The organism is Lysobacter sp. Soil_C_15, assembly GCF_057657315.1.
The window spans coordinates 1-770 of record NZ_JBDGIR010000035.1; the positions used below are offsets into that span (position 1 = coordinate 1).

The 770-nt window shown below is 70.3% G+C and carries 1 protein-coding gene; it reads right to left on the reverse strand.

Features of this window, described 5'->3' with window-relative positions; translation table 11 throughout:
- A partial coding sequence (locus AC3A57_RS22910; RefSeq protein WP_487581010.1) for a condensation domain-containing protein occupies nucleotides 1-770 on the reverse strand: 770 nt, incomplete at both ends.

A 770-nucleotide genomic window follows, 5' to 3' on the forward strand; every position in this document is an offset into this window, starting at 1 on the left:
TCCAGTTGCGCATAGCTCAGCTGCGCCTCGCCGCTGCGCAGCGCGACCGCCTCCGGCGTGCGCGCCGCCTGCGCCTGGAACCGCTCGACCCAGGTCCGATCCGCCGGCTCCGCCGCTGCGCCGGCGCTGCGGCGCAGCAGTTGCGCACGCTCCTGCGCGTCCAGCAGCTCCAACGACGCCACCGGCGTCTGCGGCGTCTGCGCCATGCCCTGCAGCAGGCGTTCCAGCCAGCAGGCCCAACGCGCCACGGTCGAGGCATCGAACAGATCGCTGGCGTACTCGATCGTGCCGCTCAGGCCGTCCTCGGTTTCGCTGAGCGACAGCGACAGGTCGAACTGGGTGGTCGTGTGTGGCATCGCGATCTGCTCCACGCCCAGCCCATGCAGCGACGGATCGCCTCCGCGCGGCGCGTTCTGCAGCACGAACATCGCCTGCACCAACGGGTTGTGGCCCAGATTGCGCTGCGGCGCCACCGATTCGACCACCTGCGCGAACGGCACGTCCTGGTGCACGAAGGCGTCCAGCGCGACCCGCTTCACCGTATCCAGCCATTGCGCCGTGCTGGCTTCGCGCGGCAGTTCCAGCCGCAATGCCAGGGTGTTGACGAAGAAGCCGATCAAGCCCTCCAGCCGGTTGTCGCGACGGTTGGCGACCGCCGTCCCCACCACCACCTCGCCCTGCCCGCTCAGCCGCGACAGCAACGCGCTCCAACCGGCCAACAGCACCATGTACAGGGTCGCGCCGTTGGCCTGCGCCAACTCGCGCAGGCG